Here is a 19,482-nt window from a genome sequence, read left to right on the forward strand (position 1 = left end):
CCGTCACGACATCCGCAGTGCCAGATAGAAGTTCACGCGGTCCTCGAGTCCGGAGAGATCCCGACCGGTGAGTTCCTCGATGCGCTGGATGCGGTAGCGCACCGAGTTGACGTGCAGGTGCAGCCGGGTCGAGCACGCCGTCCACGATCCGTTGCAGTCGAGGAAGGCTCGCAGAGTCGGGACGAGATCGCTCTGATGGCGGTCGTCGTACTCCACGACCGGATCCAGCAGACGCGAGCGGAACAGCCGTCTCATCTCGTCCGGCACGCTCGCCAGGAGCAGCACCAGGTCCGCCAGTTCGTCGTGCCCCACGATGCGGACCCCGTCGCTGCGGCCGGCCGCGAGCCGGCGGGCATACCTGGCTTCGTCGACGGCGCCGCGGAGTTCGCCCGCCGTCACCGCGCCGCTGACGCCGAGCGAGACGTCGCTGCCGGCAAGTCCGGGACCGAGGCGATCCATCCCCGACCGCACTCGCGGCGTCAGGTCGTCGTCGGTGGGAACGATCGCGACCACCTCACCGTCCGTCACACCGATCGCGCCGCCGCTCGGGAGCAACTCGCGCAGGACCACCCGGAGTTCGCCGGGGCGGAGGGGGCCACTCGCGACGGCCGCGGCGACCACCGCGTACCGAGCGTCGGTGTCGAGGCCGACCACCGTCATCTGGGCGAGGGTGTCCGCGACCGATCCGCCCGCGGTGATCACGCGGATCAGCTGGTGCGCCGAGCGTCCGGACGACCCGAGGCGGTCGTCGGTGCGCTCACGTTCGAGCGCGACGATCGACGCCACGTCCTCGGCGAGGGCGAGCCGCTCGGGAGTCCAACTGCGCCAGTCGCTGCGGAAGGCCACCATCGCGTCGGCGACGCGCGACGTCCGGTCACCGTCGACGGCGAGGAGGGACAGGCCGTGGGACACCACGGGAAGTGTTCGTGCCGTGAGGAAGTCGTGCGCCAGATCGTCGGGACGGATCTCGTCGGGAAGCGGATGGGACGAGGCCACGACGCGCCCGCCGGGGGTGAGCACCCAGCACTCCAGTCCGAGATCCTCGGACACCAGGTCGAGAAGTGGCCCGATGCCGTCCCCGGCGCCGGCGCCCGACACCAGGCGGCGGTGCCGGTCGAGGACCGACCGGAGATCGGTCGCGCGCTCGCGCGAGAGCGAGCGCACCACGCTCTCCGTGATCGTCGCGAAGGCCACGGCGGCGGACACCCGGAACAGGGGCAGCCCGTGTCGGCGGCACGACTCGACGAGATCGGCGGGCACCACGCCGTCGTACGAGGCCGCCAGTGCGGCGACGCCGGCACCGGTGATCGCACGGACGAAGACGTCCGAATCCTCGGGTCTCGTGTGCCACATCAGTCCGGTGAGGACCAGTTCTCCGCCCTCGAGATAGCGACCGGGATCGAGCATGTCGGTCGTCACGACCCATCGGATGACCGTATCTCGTCCGTCGTCGGACACGAGGGGGTCGAGTCCGAGATGGGGCATGTCGAGTAGGTCGTGCACCTTCATTCGGAGGAACCTACAGTGAATCGCGTGTGATGCGGGTCATAGTCTGTCGTTCCTGCGTCTCGTCCGCCGGACGGCGGGCGGGTGTACTTCTCCCATGGACTTTCTTCGGCCTCAGACCTGGGCGGACGCACTCGCCGTCGCAGCCGATCGACCCGATGTCGTCCCCGTGCAGGGGGGTACCGACGTCATGGTCGAGATGAACTTCGATCTGCACAGACCGACGGCGCTGCTCGACCTGAACCCGATCACGGAGCTCACCACCTGGGAGGAAAATCCAGACGGGTCGCTCCGCGTCGGTGCCGGCATGCCGTACGTGCGGATCATCGCCGAACTGGGCGATCGGCTGCCGGGAATCGCGCAAGCTGCGCGCACGGTCGGTTCGCCCCAGATCCGCAACAGGGGGACGGTCGGCGGCAATCTCGGGGGCGCATCGCCCGCCGGCGATCTGCACGCGCCGCTGCTCGCCTGCGGCGCGATCGTCGAGGCCGAGTCGGCCGCTCGGGGCACACGCATGATTCCGGCCGAGGAGTTCTACGTCGGCGTCAAGCGTCACTGCCTGGAACCGGACGAGCTGATCCGCGCGTTCCACGTGCCGCCGGCCACCGGGCCGCAGTACTTCTCGAAGGTCGGCACGCGCAACGCCATGGTCATCGCGGTGTGTTCGTTCTCGCTCGCCCTGTTCCCGGCCGAGCGACGTGTCGGGACGGGCATCGGTTCGGCCGCCCCGACGCCGCGGCGGGCCACCGCCGCCGAGGAGTTCCTCGCTGCCGAACTCGACTGGAACGGCCCGCTCGACGACGCCGTCGCCCGCCGGTTCGGCGACCTGGTCCGTGAGGCGGCGAGCCCGATCGACGACGTACGCGGCACGGCCGACTATCGGCGACATGCGCTGGCGGTCATGGCGAGACGCACTCTCGCCTGGTCGTGGCGCGACCACAGGAACAACGGAGAGGCGGCGTGAGCATGAGAGTGAACTGCACGGTGAACGGCACCGACCAGAGCGCGGACGACGTGTGGGAGGGCGAGAGTCTTCTCTACGTGTTGCGCGAGCGCATGGGCCTGCCCGGATCGAAGAACGCGTGCGAGCAGGGGGAGTGCGGTTCCTGCACCGTCTATCTCGACGACGTGCCGGTGTGCTCGTGCCTGGTGGCGGCCGGCCAGGTCGAAGGTCGACGCGTGCGCACCGTGGAGGGACTCTCCGACGGGGAGGCGCTGGGCCCGATCCAGAAGGCCTTCGTGGAGTGCGGCGCCGTCCAGTGCGGCTTCTGCACACCCGGGCTGGTGGTCCAGGCGCACGACCTCGTCGAGCGGGTGCCCGATCCGTCCGATGCGGAGATCCGCGAGGCCCTCGCCGGAAACCTCTGCCGCTGCACCGGTTACGAGAAGATTCTCGACGCCGTCCGACTCGCCGCCTCACGAAGGGCCGATTCCCGATGAGTGTTCGCATCGTCACCAACGCCTACATCGCACCCGTGGTCGGTGCCGAGATCCCGCACGGGTACATCGTCGTCGACGGGCCGCTCGTGACCGCGATCGGCGCGGGTCCCGCGCCGATCGATCCCGGCGCCGAGATCATCGACGCGCGTGGCGGACTGGTCACGCCCGGTCTGGTCAATGCCCATCACCACCTGTACCAGTGGGCGTCGCAGGGACTGGCGAAGGACAGCACCCTCTTCGAGTGGCTCGTGACCCTCTACCGGCCCTGGGCGAAGATGGACGCCGAGGTGGTCGGCGGGGCCGCGCTGGCGGGGCTCGGCTGGCTCGCGAAGTCCGGGTGCACCACCAGCACCGATCACCACTACATTTTCCCGAAGGGACGGGGCGATCTGTTCGCCGCCGAGATCGACGCGGCGGCGCGGATCGGAGTGCGTTTCCACCCCTGCCGCGGGTCGATGGACCGGGGCGTGTCGGACGGCGGGCTCCCGCCCGACGAGGTGGTGGAGAAGCTCGACGACATCCTGACCGCCACCGCGGATGCGATCGACACGTACCACGACGCGTCGTTCGGGTCGATGCTGCGCATTGCCGTGGCGCCGTGCTCCCCGTTCTCGATCAGCAAGGACCTGCTCGTGGAATCGGCAAGCCTCGCCCGAGCGAAAAGTGTTCGGCTGCACACACATCTGTCAGAGACGGTGGACGAGGAGGAGCACTGCCTCACCCAGATGGGCTGCACGCCCGTGCAGTACATGGAACAGGTGGGGTGGCTGGGCGACGACGTGTGGTTCGCCCACGCCGTCCACCTCCACGATTCCGACATCACCTCGCTCGCGGCAACGGGTACCGGCGTCGCGCACTGCCCCAGTTCGAACGCGCGACTCGGCGCGGGAATCGCCCGTGTCGCCGATCTGCTGCACGCCGGCGCGCCGGTCGGTCTCGGCGTGGACGGATCGGCGTCCGCCGAGATGGTCTCGCTCGCCGGCGAGATCCGTCAGGCCGTGTACATGCAGCGGGCACGCTACGGGCCGACCGCGCTGAGTGCCCGCCAGGCTCTCGAGGCCGCGACACTCGGTGGCGCCACGGTCCTCGGCCGGCAGGACGAGATCGGGTCACTCGAGGTGGGCAAGCTCGCCGACCTCGCGATCTGGCGTACCGACGGCTTCTTCGCCGCGATAGACGATCCCGTCGTCGCGCTCGCGTACGGGCAGACGCCGCCACTGGGCCACCTCATGGTCGGCGGTCGGACGATCGTGGAGGACGACACGCTGATCAGCGTGTCGCAGGACGAGGCGGCGGCGGCCGGAGCGAACGCACACCGTCGTCTCATGGCTCTCGCGAAGGACGTCCTGTGAGCGCCCCCGGACGGACGCGCCCCGGCGCCTTCCCCGGACCCGTGGACGCACCGGGCCTCGGACGCGTGGGAGACAGTCCGCTCCGCCCCGACGGGACCCTGAAGGTCAAGGGAGAGTTCGCGTACTCGTCCGATCTGTTCATCGACGGCATGCTGCACGGCGCCACCCTGCGGAGTCCGCATCCCCGCGCGCGCATCGTGTCCGTGGACATCTCGGCGGCGCTCGCCCTCCCCGGCGTGGAGGCCGTGCTCACCCACGAGGACGTGCCGGGACGCCCGTGTTTCGGCCTCGACGGCACCTGGGACCAGCCTGTCCTCGCCTTCGGCGAGGTGCGTCACGAAGGCGAGCCCATCGTCCTCGTCGCGGCGGATCACCCCGAGACCGCGCGCCGGGCGATGGAACGGATCGAGGTGGTCTACGAGGTGCTCGAGCCACTGTGCGACGCCCGCCGTGCCGCACTGGATCCGACCTACCCGAAGGTGCAGGAGCGCGGCGGAATCGCACGCCACCAACCGGTGCGCGTCGGCGACGTGGCCGCTGCGCGTGCGCGGGCCGACGTGATCGTCAGCAGCGACTTCTCGGTCGGCATCCAAGACCAGGCCTTCCTCGGACCCGAATCGGGTCTCGCGGTTCCCGGCGACGACGGCGGGGTGGACCTGTACGTCGCGACGCAATGGATGCACAACGACCTCGAACAGATCGGGCCGTGCCTCGGACTGCCGAAGGAGAAGATCAGGATGACGCTCTCCGGCGTCGGGGGAGCGTTCGGCGGGCGCGAGGACCTGTCCATGCAGATCCACGCGGCCATGCTCGCGATGTACACGGGCAAGCCGGTCCGGATGGTCTACAACCGCTACGAGTCGTTCTTCGGGCATGTGCACCGGCACCCGGCGCAGATGCACTACGAGTACGGCGCCACGAGCGACGGCCGGCTGTTGTTCGCGGACGTCGAGATCATCCTCGACGGCGGCGCCTACACGTCGGCCACGCTGAACGTCGTCGGCAACGCTGCGTCGCTGGGCGTGGGACCATACGTGATCCCGAACATCGAGATCGACGCGTACGGCGTCTACACGAACAACCCGCCGTGCGGCGCGATGCGCGGATTCGGCGCCGTACAGGCATGTTTCGCGTACGAGTCGATGATGGACCAGCTCGCCGAGGCGTGCGGTCTGAGCCCGGTCGAGGTCCGCCGCGTCAACGCCGTCGCACAGGGTTCGCTCCTCGCCACCGGTCAGGTGATCGAGGCTCCCGCGCCCCTCGCCGAGATGCTCCTCCGGGCCGAGGCGATGCCCATGCCCGCGCCACTGGACACCTCCGACATCCGCAACCTTCCCGGAGGCGCGTCGCAGACCACGCACGGTGAGGGCGTCGTGCGGGGAGTCGGCTATGGAGTGGGACTCAAGAACATCTGCTTCTCCGAGAACTACGACGACTACTCGACGGCGCGGGTCCGACTCGAGGTCATCGGCGGCGAGGTCACCGCTCTGGTGCACACGGCCGCCGCCGAGGTGGGACAGGGCCTGGTGACACTCGAGGCGCAGATCGCCCGCACCGAGCTGGGGGTGTCGCGCGTGACGATCCATCCTGCCGACACCACCGTCGGGAACTCCGGGTCGTCGTCCGCGTCCCGCCAGTCCTACATGACCGGCGGTGCGGTGAAGGCCGCGTGCGAGGCGGTCCGGGAGGCCGTGTTCGTCCTCGCCGGACTGCATCTCGGTCGCGCCGCGACGGACCTGACTCTCGACGGCGGCAAGGTCGTCTCCCGCACCGACGGCGTCCTGGCCACGATCGAGGACGTTCTCGGCGACCGGGTGGTCGAGCAGACCCGCGAGTTCCACCACCGTCCCACCACCGGCATGGATCCCGTGACCGGGCAGGGCGCGAGCCACACCCAGCTCGCGCTGTGCGTGCACCGCGCGGTGGTCGACGTCGACGTCGAGCTCGGTCTGGTGAAGGTCGTCGAGATGGCCGCCGTCCAGGACGTCGGCAAGATCCTCAACCGGCTCTCCCTCGAGGGGCAGATCCACGGCGGATCGGCTCAGGGACTGGGCCTGGCCCTGATGGAGGAGATCGTCGTCGTGGACGGGCTGGTGAAGAACCCGTCGTTCACCGACTACCTCATCCCCACCATCCTCGACATGCCGCCGATGAAGCTCGACATCCTGGAGAACCCGGACCCGCTGGCGCCGTACGGCCTTCGCGGCGCCGGCGAGCCTCCGACCCTGTCCTCCACCCCCGCAGTCGTCGCTGCCGTTCGCGACGCCACCGGTCTCGCCCTCACACGAGTACCGATACGACCCGAACACATCACGGACCCGGGAAGGCCCTGACCTCATGACGAAACTCGATCCCGCGACGACGGTGGGCAGCGGCGGACGCCGCTCCCGACTCGACACCTTCTTCTCCATCACGATGCGCGGCTCCACGATCACCCGTGAGATCCGCGGTGGCATCACGACGTTCGTCGCGATGGCCTACCTGATCGTGCTGATCCCGCTCATCATCGGCGACGCGCAGGACGTCACCGGTGCGACCCTCGATCCGGCACAGTTGAGCACCATGGTCGCGCTGTCGGCGGGGCTGACGACCGTGCTGATGGGCGTGGTGGGCAATGCGCCGCTCGCCATGGCGGCAGGGCTGGGAGTGACGCCGATCGTGGTGTTCCAGGCCGCGCCGTTCATGACCTGGCCCCAGGCGATGGGTCTCGTCGTCCTCGAAGGTGTCATCATCGTCGTCCTCGCGCTGACCGGTGTCCGCCAACTCATCATGGACGCGATCCCGCGCGTGCTGAAGCAGGCCATCGGAGTGGGCATCGGAGCGTTCATCGCTCTCATCGGTCTCGTCGACGCCGGGTTCGTCGGCTACGGCGACAACGCCTCCACCGCAGTCACACTCGGAATCTTCGGCAAGCTCGCAGGCTGGCCGGTCCTCGTGTTCTGCGTCGGCCTCGTGGTCATGATGGTGCTGTTCGTCCGGCGCGTCCCCGGTGCGATGCTCATCGGCATCTTCGTCGCCACCAACCTCGCCATCGTGCTGAACTCCGTGGTCGACATCGACCCACGCGCATGGGGTCCCGTGGTGCCCTCGGTACCCGATTCCATCGTCGCCACACCGCGATTCGACCTGCTGTTCGAGGTGGACGTGTTCGGCGGCTTCGCCCGCGCCGGCGTCGTCACCGCCTCGGTCGTGCTGTTCACGCTGGTGCTCTCAGGCTTCTTCGACGCCATGGGAACCATCCTCGGAGTGGGGGAGGAGGCCGGGCTCGTCGACAAACAGGGGCGGCTGCCCGGACTGAGCCGCATCCTCACCGTCGACGGCATCGGTGCCATCCTCGGCGGCGCGATCAACGGGTCCGCGAACACCGCGGTGGTCGAATCGGCCGCCGGAGTCGCGGAGGGTGCTCGCACGGGACTGGCCAGCGTGGTCACCGGTGGGCTGCTCACCAGCCTCATCTTCTTCACACCACTCGCCGGCGTCGTCCCGGTCGGCGCGGCAGCTCCCGCGCTGGTCCTCGTCGGCGCGTTGATGATGACTCACGTCCGCAAGATCGACTGGGAGGACACCGAGATCGCGATCCCTGCCTTCCTGACCATCGTGCTCATGCCTTTCACGTACTCGATCACGGTTGGTGTGGCGGCAGGGGTGTTGTCCTACACGATCATTCGCCTCGCCAAGGGAAAGGTGCGGCAGACGCACTGGCTGCTGTACGTCATGAGCGCGGTGTTCGTCGTGTACTTCGCACTGCACCCCATCGAGGAAGCGCTGGGCATCTCCTGATGCGGGACATCGCGGACCGGCTGATGGCCTGGCGCGACGCGGGGCTGTCCTGCGCCGTCGCGACCGTCGTCGCCGTCTCGGGCAGCGCGCCCCGGTCACCCGGTGCCGCGATGGCCGTCGCCTCCGACGGACAGGTGGTGGGGAGCGTGTCGGGCGGCTGCGTCGAGGGTGCCGTCTATGCGCTCTGCGAGGAGGTCCTGGAGACCGGCGTCGCGGTCCGCCGGAGTTTCGGCTACAGCGACGACGACGCGTTCGCCGTCGGTCTCACCTGCGGGGGCGAGATCGAGGTGTTCGTCTCGCCGGCGCCCGACCCCGCGGTCCTGCGGTCGTTCGACGGCGCCGTCGCCACCGTTCAGCTCCTCGACTCCGTCGGCACGGTCCTGGCCGTGAGGCCGGACCGGCACCTCGGATCGACCGGCTTCGCCGACGTCGACCGGATCGCTGTCGACGAGGCCCGCGCGATGCTGGACGCCGGCAGCACCGGAATCCGTTCCGTCCGATGCCGGCCCGGAGTGGAGATGTTTGTCGTGTCGTACGCCCCACCGCCGCGGCTGCTCGTGTTCGGGGCGATCGACCATGCCGGCGCCCTCGCCCGGCTCGGTACCTTCCTCGGCTACCGCGTGACGGTGTGCGACGCGCGCCCGGTGTTCGCCACACGGGCACGGTTTCCGGACGCCGACGAGGTGATCGCCGAATGGCCGCACTCCTATCTCGCGCGCACGGACGTCGACGCGCGCACGGTGGTATGCGTCCTGACCCACGACGCGAAGTTCGACGTGCCGCTGCTCGAGGTCGCGCTCAGGTTGCCGGTGGCGTTCATCGGGGCGATGGGATCGAGGCGGACCCACCGTGACCGGCTGGCACGGCTGCGCGAGGTGGGGATGACCGAGACCGAGCTGTCTCGGCTGCGCTCGCCCGTCGGCCTAGACCTGGGTGCGAGTACGCCCGAGGAGACCGCGGTGGCCATCGCGGCGGAGTTCGTGGCAGCGCGGCGCGGAGGCAGCGGCATGTCCCTGACACTCGGGGACGGCCCGATCCACCACGCGACCGTGCCCGACCGTCGTCAGGCGTAGCCGAGTTGTGTGCAGTGATCCGCGGTGGGCGCGGATCACTGCACACAGGCGGACCGGGAACGACCGTGCCGCCCTGCGCGTCGAACCACTCGTGATCGACAGACTGCTCGCGGCTCAGGACGGCGTGGTCACGTCCGCACACGCTCGAGCTGCCGGCCTGAGCTCGGACGCTCTCGAACGACGAGTCCGCTCGGGACGGTGGCGACGGGTGAGTCCCGGCGTGTACGTCGCCCTCGACCGACCGTTCACCGACACAGCGCGGGTGCGGTGCGCAGTGTGGTCGACCACCAGCGGAGTGCTCACCGGGACGAGCGCCGCGTTCTGGTTGGGCCTGACGACGCATCTCCCGCCGCTGGTCGAGGTCACCGTTCCGCTCACCGCGTCGGGACGCCCCGCGCCGGGGGTTCGGTTGCGCCGCCGCACTCTCGATGCGGCAGACATCGTCGAGGTCCGCCGTGTCCGCGTCTCCGGTCTGGCGCTGACGGTGCTCGAGGCATCCGTCGTTCTCGGCCAGGAGGTCATGGACCGGCAGCTGCAGCGGCACGCGACTCTTCTGGGCCTACGGCGGGCGCAGGACCGCAATCGCGGACGACACGGCAGCACGAAAGCAGAGCGGTTGTTGCGGGCGGCCGAGTCCGGCGCTCGATCGGAGGCGGAGCGACTCGTTGTTCGCCTGCTCACCGTATCCGGGCTCCGCGGGTGGGTGGTGAACCATCCGTTCGGCGGGTACGTGCTCGACATCGCGTTCCCGTTGCAGCGCTTGGCGATCGAGATCGACGGGTGGGCATTCCACTCCGACACCGCGGCCTTCCAGCGTGACCGTATCCGGCAGAACGTGCTGAGCGCGTCGTGGACGGTGCTGCGCTACACCTGGCGCGACCTGACCGAGCGTCCCGGCGACGTGATCGCGGAGATCCGCGCGCTCGTCGATCGTGTGCAGTGATCCGCGGTATCCGCGGATCACTGCACACAAGCCAGCGCTACTCGGTGGGACGTGAGGACGACCAGCGTTCCCGGGCCGCGGTGGCCGAGGCGTCGTCGAGCTCACCGAACAGCCGCAGCCGCGACAGTCCGCCGTCCGGGTAGACGTCCAGACGCAGGTGCGTCGCGGCAGGCGAGGCATCCAGGGCGAACCGGTGCCGGGTGTCCGGAGCCACGGCCGTCCGCGGTAGCAGTTCGTGCCACGCGCCCTCGTCGTGGACGTCGGCGGTGCGCGCGTCCACGGTGGTGATCCGGACCCACCCGGGCGCGTTGCCGACGTAGTAGCTCGTGTCCACTTCGAGGTGGCGGGGAACACCCGCGGCCGCCAGTGCGAACACCGCGAAGTCGTTGCCTCCGTGTCGTCGTCGCGCGTTCTCCCAGCCCTCACCCATGTTGCGGGCGCGGCCCGGCATGATGATGTTGGCCGGCGAGGAGTAGAACGCGTCGGAGCACTCCGTCAGGACGGCGCCGTTCTCCGCGGCGAGCAGGTCGACCGTCCCCGTCAGGAACCTCGGGTCCGGGACCACCTCGCCGTGCACCCGGAGTCGGGCCACGCCCCCGTCGGGAAAGATGTTGAGGCGCACATGTGTCCACCGGTGATGATCGTCGACGCTGTAGGCGTTCGCGGTTCCGCCGAGTGCCGGCGATCTCTCGACGAGGGTGTGCCAGTCGGCCTTCTCCAGCTCCTCGCTCGACGGGTGGCCCTCGACGCAGGCTCCGTCGACGGACACGAACGGCGGGTAGTTGCCGAGGAAGTGTGCCGTGTCGACGATGACGCCGTGCACGATGCCGGCGGCACCGAGTCGAACGATCGCCCAGTCGTGTCCGTCGTCCCGGCGGCGACGGGTCTCCCACCCGTCGTAGACCTTGCCCTTGTGCCCGAAGTCGTGGGGATCGAAGAACGGGGGTTCCGGCCGGATCAGGTTCTCCCGCTGGGCGAACAGTTCGTCGTTCGCCGCGCTGACGCTTCCTCCCAGGGCGCGGGAGGCGAGGTCGACATGGGCGGTGAACGCAGCGGTGGTCATGAAACTCCTTCGGTGAGGTACGAGGTGGCGATGGTCGCGCCGATCCGCCGGAGCAGCGTCGGAGCGCGGCGCATCGACGCGGCGAGATCGGGTTCGAGATCGGCGAGCGAGTAGGAGCGGACGATGCCGTGGTCGAGTAGGCGATCTGGTGCGAGCGTGATTCGGCCGGCGACGGCGATCACCGGGATGCCTTCGTCGCGGGCGACGTGGGCGACGCCGACCGGGACTTTGCCGTGCAGGCTCTGCTCGTCCAGCGATCCCTCACCGGTGACCACGAGGTCCGCCGACGCCAGTCGGCGACGGAAGTCGACCAGGTCGAGCACGGTGTCAATTCCGGACCGCACCGTCGCTCCGAGCACTGCCATCGCGCCGAAGGCAGTTCCGCCGGCTGCGCCCGCACCGGGCCGATCGGCGTGGGCAGCGCCCGCGACCTCCGCCCATCGCGTCATCGCCTGCTCGAGGACACGCACTGCGTCCGGGCCGGCGCCCTTCTGTGGTGCGTACACGGCGGTGGCGCCCGCAGGGCCGAGCAGTGGATTGTCGACGTCGCACGCGAGTTGGAAGGAGACACCGGCCACCGCGGACGTCATCGCGTCGAGATCCAACGTCGCCGCCTCGCGCAACGCCTCACCGCCGCCGGTGATCTCACGGCCACGGGCGTCGAGGATACGCACACCCAGTCCGCGGAGCATGCCGGCGCCGCCGTCGGTGGAGGCGCTGCCGCCCAGCCCGATGACGATGGTCCGGGCGCCGTCGCCGAGAGCGTGTCGGATGACCGTCCCGAGTCCGAAAGTACTGGTGTCCAACGCGTTCGGGGCACCGCCGGGCAGTAGCGACAGTCCCACCGTCGACGCGAGTTCGACGACCGCGGTGGCTCCCCGCCGCGCGTACGAGGAGTCGACAGGCGTGCCCGTCGGACCGGTCGTGGACACGGGCACGCGGTCCCACCCGGCGGCGACGGCGGCGTCGACCGTGCCGTCGCCGCCGTCCGCCACCGGCAGTCGCACGACGTCCCACGACGGTGCGGCGGTCGCGATGCCCTCGGCCAGGGCATCGGCGACCTCGATCGCCGTCGCCGATCCCTTGAACTTGTCGGGCGAGAGGAGAACGCGCGGCATCCTCAGTCCAACATCAGCAGTGCCGTGGGTGCATCGGCGGACGATCGCGCGAGATCCTCGAACTCGCCGACATTGTCCAGCTCGGTGCCCATCGCGATGTTCGTGACGCGCTCCAACACGATCTCGACGACGACGGGGACCTTGTGCTCGGCCGCCAGGGTGCGGGCCGAGGCGAGTGCGTCCGCGATCGCATCCGGGTCGGTGACGCGCAACGCCTTGCAGCCCAGCCCCTCCGCGACGGCGACATGATCGACGCCGTAGCCCTTGGGGATGCCCGGTTCACCGTCGACCGGGTCGTGGTGATTGATGTTGTCGAAACCGAGCTGCACACAGAAGTCCATGTCGAAGGCACGCTGGGCCTGTCGGATCAGACCGAGGTACGAATTGTTCACCAGCACGTGCACGTAGGGCAGGTTGAACTGCGCGCCGACGGCCAACTCCTCGATCATGAACTGGAAGTCGTAGTCGCCCGAGAGACCCACGACGGGGGTGCTCGGGTCCGCCGCGACCACACCGAGCGCGGCGGGGATCGTCCACCCCAGTGGACCGGCCTGGCCACAGTTGATCCAGTTGCGCGGCTCGTACACGTGCAGGAACTGTCCGCCCGCGATCTGCGACAGCCCAATCGTCGTGACGTAGCGGGTGTCCCGGCCGAAGACGCGGTTCATCTCCTCGTACACGCGCTGCGGCTTGATCGGGACGTCGTCGAAGTGCGTGCGACGCTGCATGGTCCGCTTCCGCGTCGCGCACTCCTCCACCCAGCCCGTGAGGTCGCGGAGCGCACCGGCCGCGCGGCGGTCACGTGCGACGGCCACGAACTGTTCCAGTGCTGCCGCAGCGTCCGAGATGATGCCGTAGTCGGGGGCGAACACCCGTCCGATCTGAGTCGGCTCGATGTCGACGTGGACGAACGTCCGCGTCCCGCGGTAGGTGTCCAGGCCACCGGTGTGTCGGTTGGCCCACCGGTTCCCGATGCCGATGACGAAGTCCGAGGCGAGCAGCGTCGCGTTGCCGTAACGGTGCGAGGTCTGGAGCCCGACCATCCCCGCGGCGAGGCGATGATCGTCGGGAATGGTGCCCCAGCCCATCAGCGTGGGGATCACGGGGACGTTCAGGATCTCGGCCAACTCGACCAGGAGGTCCGATGCGTCGGCGTTGACGATGCCTCCGCCGGCGACGATCAACGGTCGCTCGGCGGCGAGCAGCATGTCGATCGCCCTCTCCGCCTGTGCCCGCGAGGCACGCGGCTTGTGCACCGGCAGTGACTGATACGTGTCGGGGTCGAACTCGATCTCGGCCATCTGCACATCGATGGGCAGGTCGATCAGGACGGGCCCCGGGCGCCCGGACCGCATCAGGTGGAACGCTTGCGCGAAAGCGCCGGGCACCTGCGCGGGCTCGAGGACCGTCATGGCCATCTTCGTCACCGGTGCGGCGATCGACGCGATGTCGACGGCCTGGAAGTCTTCCTTGTGCAGTCGGGCCGCCGGTGCCTGGCCCGTGATGGCCAGTACGGGAACGGAATCCGCCATCGCGGAGTAGAGACCGGTGATCATGTCGGTGCCGGCGGGCCCGGAGGTGCCGATGCAGATGCCGATGTTTCCGGCCTTCGCCCGCGTGAACCCCTCCGCCATGTGGGACGCGCCCTCGACGTGGCGGGCCAGCACGTGCCGGATGCCGCCGTGCGCCCGCATGGCCGAGTAGAAGGGGTTGATCGCAGCGCCGGGCAGACCGAACGCAGTGGTCGCACCCTCGAGTTCGAGAATCTTCACCGCGGCGTCGGCCGCGCGCATGCGGGTCATCGGCTCGCCTTCCCGGACAGCTGCTCGACGCCGCGGAACAGGGCCGAGTGGTCGAGTCCGCCGTCACCGTTCGCGCGTGCCGACGCCATCAGTTGGGCGAGCAGGGCACCCATCGGCGTGACGACACCCGCCTCGCGTGCCGCGGAGCCGACGATGCCGAGGTCCTTGTGGTGCAGGTCGATCCGGAACCCGGGCTCGAACGATCGGTCGAGCATCTTCTGTGCCTTCTGCTTCAGGACTGCCGATCCGGCGAGGCCGCCCCCCAGAACCTCGACGGCGGCGCGCATGTCGACGCCGTAGGCCTCGAGGAAGACGATCGCCTCCGCGAGCACCTGGATGTTGCCGGCCACGATCAATTGGTTGGCGGCCTTGACGGTCTGCCCGGAGCCGTTGGGTCCGACGTGGACGACGGTCGAGCCCACCACGTCGAGAATGGGTTTGGCCGACTCGACGTCCTCGGCGCTGCCGCCGACCATGATCGACAGAGCTCGGTTCTCGGCGCCGGCCTGACCGCCGGACACAGGCGCGTCGATGATGCGGAACCCTCGTGACCGGGCCTCCTGCGCCAGCGCGCTGGTGACGTCCGGTCGGATGCTGGAGAAGTCGATGATCAGGGCGTCTGCAGGTGCGTTGTCGAACACCCCGCCCTCGCCGGTGAGGACGTCCTGGACGTCGGGGGAGTCGGGCACCATGACCGCGATGACGTCCGCGCCGGTCACCGCCTTGGCGATCGATTCGGCCGCGGTGCCGCCGGCCTCGACCAGTGGTGCGGTGCGGTCGGGTGTGAGGTTGTACCCGACCACCTGATGGCCGGCATGTGCGAGGTGGACGGCCATGGGGCTGCCCATGATGCCGAGTCCGATGAATGCGATGGTGCTCATGGCGGATCCTTATGTGGAGTGCGAGTGGGTGAGCCAGTCGAAGGCGGTGTCCCGAGCGGCCTTGTATTCGAGTCCGATGACACCGCGGTAGCCGTTCTCGGCGAGGCGCGCGAGGTGCGCGTCCAGATCGAGGGCGCCGCTGCCGGGTGCACCGCGACCGGGCGAGTCAGCAATTTGGACGTGTCCGATCAGGGCGGCCCGGGTGTCGATGACCGCGGCGACGTCGTCACCGTTGACGTCGAGGTGGTACAGGTCGGCGAGCAGTCGGAGCGAGTCGACGCCGCGGGCGGCGACCCGATCGATCACGGCGACCGCGTCCGCGGCCGTCGTCAGCGGGTAGGCGGGAGCTCCGCTCACCGGCTCGATCAGGACGACTCCACCGAGTCGGGCGACGGCGGTGCCGGCGGCCACCAGGTTGTCGGTGGCGACGCGGTCCTGTTCGACGGGATCGACCCCCTCGAGCCGATTGCCGTAGAGCGCGTTGAACGCTCGGGTACCGAGTCGCTCACCGATTCCGACCGTGACGTCGATGTTGTCGCGGAACGCCGCGATCTGTGCCGTGTCTGACAGGATTCCCCGATCACCGGCCGGCATGTCGCCCGCGGCGAAGTTCAGCCCGGTCAGTCGGACCCCGGCATCCTCGACCGCGGTGACGAAGGCGTCCACCTCGCGGTCGGCGGGCACGGGAGAGGCGAAGGGCCACCAGAACTCGACGGCGTCGAATCCGAGATCCCGAGCGAGCCGAGGGCGCTCGAGGAGGGGCACCTCGGTCAACAGGATCGAGCAGTTGACCGCGTACGTCCACGTCTCGCCGCCGCTCACGAGACGTCGCCGGACGACGGGGCGGTGAGCCCGCGGTACCGCCGCCAGCTGCCGGCGGCGGTGATGTCCGTCAGGCCCGTGTGGTCGTCGAGCAGTATGCCGGGCCGAAGACCCACGGCGAGAACGGAATCACCGTTCTCGAGCTGCACGACCGTCAGTTCGAGCTCGGGTGGCTCGTCGGGCAGGAACCGAGCGCGGATGTCGTTCATCGGGACGTCGTACAGCTCACCCTCGATGGCGGCGCCGCCGTCCGGGGCGAGCATCAGGGCCGGGAACTCGTCCCGTACCGAGTAGAAGCGGTAGTCGGGTGTGGTGCGCACGGTGCCGAGGAAGGTGTGGGCGGCGACGTTGTGGTGCAGAACGCCACCACGCATAGCGTCGCCGTTGCAGAAGAGTCGAGCCATCGAATGGACCTCCAGAATCCGTATTGTGGAATAAATATTCCGCGGATGCGTCGAGTGTCACGGGTCACAGTGGGGATGTCAACCCCTGGACCGCGCCGTGCGAGGCGCTGCGGATCGAGGGTTGACAGCGCGTGTGACCGCTGTCACTCTTCGTTTTATGGAATTGCTGTTTCGCGATACGGAATCCAAGACCCCCGCGAATGACGGCGGAGAAGAGCACCTCCGTCACTGCCTCGACATCCCCCGGTGGGGCCGGGCGCTGCTCGCGCTGACGCCCTTCGCGGACGAGAGATCGCTGCACACCGCGGTGATGTCGGTGGCCGCCCCGTTCACGCCCGCCGAGATCGACGGTGCGCTCCGGCACCATCCGCGCATCGGGGACCGGCCCGTCGGTGACGACGCCGGCGCCGCGTTCGCACGCTCGGAGCAGTCCGGCGTGGACAGCTCCGATGCGCGGGTCGGCGCTCGGCTCGCAGCCGGCAACGAGGAGTACGAATCGCGATTCGGTCGGGTGTTCCTCGTCAGAGCGGCCGGCCGGAGTGCCGCCGACGTGCTCGCCGAGCTCGATCGGCGGCTGGGTCACGACGAGTCGACCGAACTCCGCGAAATCGAGGACGCTCTGCGTCAGATCGCCGCTGTGCGGCTCCTGGGACCGGGTGTCCTGTGACCGAGCCCGCTCACGTCACGACGCACGTACTCGATGCAGCCGATGGGGTTCCCGCACAGGGCGTGTCGGTCGTACTGGTGCGTGAACGCGACGGCGTGACCCTGGCCTCGCGCGTGACGGACGCGCAGGGGCGCATCACCGATCTCGGTCCCGCCCGCCTCGAACCGGGCGTCTACCGGCTGACCTTCGACACCGCGTCCTACTTCACGCGCGGGGGCCGTCCGACCTTCTACCCACGGATCGACATCGCCGTCGACATCCGTTCCGCCGACGAGCACTACCACGTACCGATTCTTCTCAGCCCGTTCGCGTACACGACCTATCGAGGGAGCTAGACATGAGCACGATCGTTCTCGGAGCCAACCAGTACGGCAAGGCCGAATGCCGCCTCGTGCGCATCGACAGGGAGACCCCGCGCCACCGCATCACCGACATCTCGGTCACGTCGCAGTTGCGAGGAGATCTGTCCGCGGCGCACACCGACGGCGACAACGGTCATGTCGTCGCGACCGACACACAGAAGAACACCGTGTACGCGTTCGCACGCCACGGGATCGGTGCCATCGAGGAGTTCGCGCTGCGTCTCGGGCGGCACTTCACCACCGATTTCGACTGGATCACCGGCGGCCGCTGGGAGATAGAGCAGTACTCGTGGGACCGCATCCCGACGGGACCGGAAGGGCACGATCATTCCTTCGTCCGTGCTGGCGACGAGAAGCGCACCACCATCGTGACCGTGGACGGCGACGACACCTGGATCGTCTCGGGCCTCAGCGATCTGGTGGTGCTCAAGTCGACGGGCTCGGAGTTCTGGGGCTTCCCCACCGACAGATACACCACTCTGCAGGAGACGACGGATCGCATCCTCGCCACCTCGGTGAGTGCACGGTGGCGGTACCTCACCACCGAGCTCGATTTCGACAAGACGTTCACCGACGTCCGCTCCATCATGCTCGAGACCTTCGCGACGGTGCATTCACTGGGGTTGCAGCAGAGCCTGTTCCAGATGGGGACGAACGTTCTGGAGGCGCATCCCGAGATCGGCGAGATCAGATTCTCGATGCCCAACAAACACCACTTCCTCGTCGACCTGGAACCGTTCGGGCTCGACAACCCCGGCGAGGTGTTCTACGCCGCGGACCGGCCCTACGGGCTCATCGAGGCCACCGTCGAACGTGACGACGCCCCCGACGCCGGCCGGGCGTGGGACACCGTTCCCGGATTCTGCTAGGAGACGGCGATGACACGCGCAGCGCACGATCCCGCCCGCCCGGAGGACGAGCGGCTGAGTCTCGGCAAGACGTACGTCTACGGCCTGCAACACATCCTGACGATGTACGGCGGGGTCATCGCGCCTCCGCTCATCGTCGGCGGCGCCGCCGGTCTGTCCGGTACCGACATCGCGATCCTGGTGTCGGCGGCCCTGTTCGTCAGCGGCGCGGCGACTCTGCTCCAGACACTCGGGTTGCCGTTCGTGGGCGCCAAGCTACCTCTGGTGCAGGGCATCTCGTTCGCCTCCGTGTCCACGATGGTGGCCGTCGCGAGTGGGCCCGGTGGGCTGAACGCGGTGTTCGGCGCCATCATCGCCGCCGGTGCCATCGGCATCCTCGTCACACCGTTCTTCAGCAGGATCGTCCGCTTCTTCCCACCGGTGGTCACCGGCACCATCATCACGGTCATCGGAATCTCGTTGCTGCCCGTGGCCTGTCGGTGGGCCATGGGTGGGACGGAGTCCGCGCCGGACTGGGGGTCGACCTCGAACATCGGGTTGGCCGGTGTCAGTCTCCTCGTCGTCCTCGTCGTCAGCCGGTTCGCGCAGGGCACAGTGTCGCGCCTGTCCATCCTGATCGGCATCGTCGTCGGCACGATCGTCGCGTCGCTCCTCGGCGAGGCCGACTTCGGTGACGTGGGCACGGGCGCGATCTTCAGTCTCCCGGAGCCGTTCGCCTTCGGGACGCCCGTCTTCCAGATCGGGGCGATCATCTCGATGGTCGTGGTCATCCTGGTGATCATGACCGAGACGACGGCCGACATCCTCGCGGTGGGCGAGATCGTCGGCACCGACGTCGATTCCCGCCGCGTCGGGGACGGTCTCCGGGCCGACATGCTCGCCACCACCGTTGCCCCGATCTTCGGGACGTTCCCCGCGAGTGCCTTCGCACAGAACGTCGGCCTCGTGGCGGTGACGGGCATCAAGAGCAGGTTCGTGGTGGCCGCCGGTGGATCGGTCCTGCTGGTGCTGGGGTTGTTTCCCGTCCTCGGACGTCTCGTCGCCGCGGTACCACTGCCCGTGCTGGGCGGCGCCGGCATCGTGTTGTTCGGTTCGGTGGCGGCGAGCGGCATTCGCACCCTGTCGAAGGTCGACTTCGACGGCAACCTGAATCTCGTGATCGTGGCCGTGGCCATCGGATTCGGCGTGCTTCCCATCGCCGTGCCCGGATTCTGGTCGGCGTTCCCGGAGTGGGTGCACGTGGTGTTCGACTCGGGAATCAGCGCGGCGAGCATCGTCGCGGTGATCCTCAACATCTTCTTCAACGAGATCACTGCCGGTCGACGGTCGTCGCCGTCGGTGGTCGCAGCGGCACCACCCATCGTGGTCGAGCGAAGGGAATGAGCCGTTTCTTCCGCCTG

General features: G+C 68.9%; 18 protein-coding genes. 11 read left to right on the forward strand and 7 right to left on the reverse strand.

Features of this window, described 5'->3' with window-relative positions; translation table 11 throughout:
* Positions 1-3: 3 nt before the first annotated feature.
* Complete coding sequence (locus OHB23_RS12935) at positions 4-1,509, reverse strand: PucR family transcriptional regulator (RefSeq protein WP_261781972.1); 1,506 nt, start codon at positions 1,507-1,509, stop codon at positions 4-6.
* A 94-nt stretch (positions 1,510-1,603) separates the two neighbouring features.
* Between OHB23_RS12935 and OHB23_RS12940 the strand changes: the two genes are divergently transcribed.
* The 7 genes from OHB23_RS12940 to OHB23_RS12970 all read left to right on the forward strand — a co-directional run bounded on the left by OHB23_RS12940 (position 1,604) and on the right by OHB23_RS12970 (position 10,094).
* Complete coding sequence (locus OHB23_RS12940) at positions 1,604-2,470, forward strand: FAD binding domain-containing protein (protein ID WP_328809663.1); 867 nt, start codon at positions 1,604-1,606, stop codon at positions 2,468-2,470.
* Between the two features lie 2 nt (positions 2,471-2,472).
* Entirely contained in the window at positions 2,473-2,946 is a 474-nt protein-coding gene (locus tag OHB23_RS12945) for a (2Fe-2S)-binding protein (RefSeq protein ID WP_027504988.1), read from the forward strand.
* The gene (locus tag OHB23_RS12950; protein ID WP_328809664.1) at positions 2,943-4,298 is read left to right on the forward strand and encodes an 8-oxoguanine deaminase; all 1,356 of its coding nucleotides are present in this window, start codon (positions 2,943-2,945) and stop codon (positions 4,296-4,298) included. The genes OHB23_RS12945 and OHB23_RS12950 overlap by 4 nt, the downstream gene beginning before the upstream one ends.
* Positions 4,295-6,631 carry a molybdopterin cofactor-binding domain-containing protein gene (locus tag OHB23_RS12955; protein WP_328809665.1) on the forward strand — a complete coding sequence of 779 codons (2,337 nt, stop codon included), beginning with the start codon at positions 4,295-4,297 and terminating at the stop codon, positions 6,629-6,631. The genes OHB23_RS12950 and OHB23_RS12955 overlap by 4 nt, the downstream gene beginning before the upstream one ends.
* Before the next feature lie 4 nt (positions 6,632-6,635).
* A complete protein-coding gene (locus tag OHB23_RS12960; RefSeq protein ID WP_027504991.1) occupies positions 6,636-8,078 on the forward strand; it encodes an NCS2 family permease in 1,443 nt (480 codons plus the stop codon).
* Positions 8,078-9,151 carry an XdhC family protein gene (locus tag OHB23_RS12965; RefSeq protein WP_328809666.1) on the forward strand — a complete coding sequence of 358 codons (1,074 nt, stop codon included), beginning with the start codon at positions 8,078-8,080 and terminating at the stop codon, positions 9,149-9,151. Before OHB23_RS12960 ends, OHB23_RS12965 begins: the two co-directional genes overlap by 1 nt.
* Before the next feature lie 91 nt (positions 9,152-9,242).
* A complete protein-coding gene (locus OHB23_RS12970; protein ID WP_328809667.1) occupies positions 9,243-10,094 on the forward strand; it encodes a type IV toxin-antitoxin system AbiEi family antitoxin domain-containing protein in 852 nt (283 codons plus the stop codon).
* A gap of 37 nt (positions 10,095-10,131) precedes the next feature.
* Here the strand turns inward: OHB23_RS12970 and alc are convergent, their stop codons facing one another.
* The 6 genes from alc to OHB23_RS13000 are packed head-to-tail and all read right to left on the reverse strand — an operon-like array spanning position 10,132 to position 16,184.
* The gene (gene alc, locus OHB23_RS12975; protein WP_222637734.1) at positions 10,132-11,157 is read right to left on the reverse strand and encodes an allantoicase; all 1,026 of its coding nucleotides are present in this window, start codon (positions 11,155-11,157) and stop codon (positions 10,132-10,134) included.
* Positions 11,154-12,275: a glycerate kinase gene (locus tag OHB23_RS12980; RefSeq protein ID WP_328809668.1), complete on the reverse strand. Its 1,122-nt coding sequence runs from the start codon at positions 12,273-12,275 to the stop codon at positions 11,154-11,156. Before OHB23_RS12980 ends, alc begins: the two co-directional genes overlap by 4 nt.
* Before the next feature lie 2 nt (positions 12,276-12,277).
* Entirely contained in the window at positions 12,278-14,077 is a 1,800-nt protein-coding gene (gene gcl / locus OHB23_RS12985; RefSeq protein ID WP_328809669.1) for a glyoxylate carboligase, read from the reverse strand.
* Entirely contained in the window at positions 14,074-14,958 is an 885-nt protein-coding gene (locus OHB23_RS12990) for a 2-hydroxy-3-oxopropionate reductase (RefSeq protein WP_328809670.1), read from the reverse strand. Before OHB23_RS12990 ends, gcl begins: the two co-directional genes overlap by 4 nt.
* Before the next feature lie 9 nt (positions 14,959-14,967).
* Complete coding sequence (locus tag OHB23_RS12995) at positions 14,968-15,780, reverse strand: hydroxypyruvate isomerase family protein (protein ID WP_328809671.1); 813 nt, start codon at positions 15,778-15,780, stop codon at positions 14,968-14,970.
* Complete coding sequence (locus OHB23_RS13000) at positions 15,777-16,184, reverse strand: allophanate hydrolase-related protein (RefSeq protein WP_328809672.1); 408 nt, start codon at positions 16,182-16,184, stop codon at positions 15,777-15,779. Before OHB23_RS13000 ends, OHB23_RS12995 begins: the two co-directional genes overlap by 4 nt.
* Positions 16,185-16,341: 157 nt before the next feature.
* Between OHB23_RS13000 and uraD the strand changes: the two genes are divergently transcribed.
* The 4 genes from uraD to OHB23_RS13020 are packed head-to-tail and all read left to right on the forward strand — an operon-like array spanning position 16,342 to position 19,465.
* A complete protein-coding gene (uraD, locus tag OHB23_RS13005; RefSeq protein ID WP_328809673.1) occupies positions 16,342-16,851 on the forward strand; it encodes a 2-oxo-4-hydroxy-4-carboxy-5-ureidoimidazoline decarboxylase in 510 nt (169 codons plus the stop codon).
* Entirely contained in the window at positions 16,848-17,186 is a 339-nt protein-coding gene (gene uraH, locus OHB23_RS13010; protein ID WP_027505001.1) for a hydroxyisourate hydrolase, read from the forward strand. The genes uraD and uraH overlap by 4 nt, the downstream gene beginning before the upstream one ends.
* Positions 17,187-17,188: 2 nt before the next feature.
* Positions 17,189-18,082, forward strand: coding sequence for a factor-independent urate hydroxylase (gene pucL / locus OHB23_RS13015; RefSeq protein WP_328809674.1), 894 nt, complete (start codon positions 17,189-17,191; stop codon positions 18,080-18,082).
* A 9-nt stretch (positions 18,083-18,091) separates the two neighbouring features.
* Positions 18,092-19,465, forward strand: a complete 1,374-nt coding sequence (locus OHB23_RS13020; protein WP_328809675.1) for a nucleobase:cation symporter-2 family protein — start codon at positions 18,092-18,094, stop codon at positions 19,463-19,465.
* Positions 19,466-19,482: the final 17 nt, after the last annotated feature.

This window comes from Rhodococcus sp. NBC_00294 (genome assembly GCF_036163995.1).
Lineage (GTDB): Bacteria > Actinomycetota > Actinomycetes > Mycobacteriales > Mycobacteriaceae > Rhodococcoides.

Bases quoted from the DNA above. Each gene is read 5' to 3' on its own strand.
- OHB23_RS12935 (WP_261781972.1), bottom strand. From the start codon at position 1,509: ATGAAGGTGCACGACCTACTCGACATGCCCCATCTCGGACTCGACCCC.
- OHB23_RS12940 (WP_328809663.1), top strand. From the start codon at position 1,604: ATGGACTTTCTTCGGCCTCAGACCTGGGCGGACGCACTCGCCGTCGCA.
- OHB23_RS12945 (WP_027504988.1), top strand. From the start codon at position 2,473: ATGAGAGTGAACTGCACGGTGAACGGCACCGACCAGAGCGCGGACGAC.
- OHB23_RS12950 (WP_328809664.1), top strand. From the start codon at position 2,943: ATGAGTGTTCGCATCGTCACCAACGCCTACATCGCACCCGTGGTCGGT.
- OHB23_RS12960 (WP_027504991.1), top strand. From the start codon at position 6,636: ATGACGAAACTCGATCCCGCGACGACGGTGGGCAGCGGCGGACGCCGC.
- OHB23_RS12965 (WP_328809666.1), top strand. From the start codon at position 8,078: ATGCGGGACATCGCGGACCGGCTGATGGCCTGGCGCGACGCGGGGCTG.
- alc (WP_222637734.1), bottom strand. From the start codon at position 11,157: ATGACCACCGCTGCGTTCACCGCCCATGTCGACCTCGCCTCCCGCGCC.
- OHB23_RS12980 (WP_328809668.1), bottom strand. From the start codon at position 12,275: ATGCCGCGCGTTCTCCTCTCGCCCGACAAGTTCAAGGGATCGGCGACG.
- gcl (WP_328809669.1), bottom strand. From the start codon at position 14,077: ATGACCCGCATGCGCGCGGCCGACGCCGCGGTGAAGATTCTCGAACTC.
- OHB23_RS12990 (WP_328809670.1), bottom strand. From the start codon at position 14,958: ATGAGCACCATCGCATTCATCGGACTCGGCATCATGGGCAGCCCCATG.
- OHB23_RS13000 (WP_328809672.1), bottom strand. From the start codon at position 16,184: ATGGCTCGACTCTTCTGCAACGGCGACGCTATGCGTGGTGGCGTTCTG.
- uraD (WP_328809673.1), top strand. From the start codon at position 16,342: ATGGAATTGCTGTTTCGCGATACGGAATCCAAGACCCCCGCGAATGAC.
- pucL (WP_328809674.1), top strand. From the start codon at position 17,189: ATGAGCACGATCGTTCTCGGAGCCAACCAGTACGGCAAGGCCGAATGC.
- OHB23_RS13020 (WP_328809675.1), top strand. From the start codon at position 18,092: ATGACACGCGCAGCGCACGATCCCGCCCGCCCGGAGGACGAGCGGCTG.